This window comes from Synechococcus sp. CCY 9618 (genome assembly GCF_019038415.1).
GTDB lineage: Bacteria > Cyanobacteriota > Cyanobacteriia > PCC-6307 > Cyanobiaceae > Cyanobium.
Window position 1 is genome coordinate 1 of the sequence record NZ_JAFKRG010000126.1, and the last position, 542, is coordinate 542.

Below are 542 nucleotides of genomic sequence, written 5' to 3' on the forward strand. Positions count from 1 at the left end.
ACATCCGATGGCTTCACATCCGTGAACACCACCACATCGCGATTGCCGCTCCCATCATCCACATCGCTGATCGTCCTGCTGGCTCCTCCAGCTCCGATCACATACACGTCATCGCCCACGCCACCATTCAGATAGTCATTCCCCGCTCCAGCTATCAACCGGTCACGTCCGCTGCCGCCATACAGCACATCATCTCCGGCTCCGCCATCGAGATGGTCATCCCCGTCACCGCCGTGCAGGTTGTCATCGCCATCGCCGCCCGCCAGCACGTCCCCGTAGCCGCCCCCGTACAAATGGTCATTGCCGCCCAGACCTTCGATGCGGTTCACCATGTCCTGATATCCACCCAGCCAGTCATTCCCCGCCGTCGCTCCTCCCACCACCGCACGCTCCCGCAGATCACCGTCACCCCAGAGCGTTCCATCAGCAAACTGGAAGCTTTCAATCCGGTAGATCCCTGAGGCAAAATAGTTCTCCACCCACAGTCGATCGCCACCGCCATACAACAGATACAACTGCGATCCCTGGCGCTCCACCAGCTG

Annotated in this window: 1 protein-coding gene; it reads right to left on the reverse strand. The window is 60.3% G+C overall.

Features of this window, described 5'->3' with window-relative positions:
- On the reverse strand, positions 1-542 hold a 542-nt coding region (locus KUG41_RS15430), incomplete at both ends, for a calcium-binding protein (protein WP_305798582.1).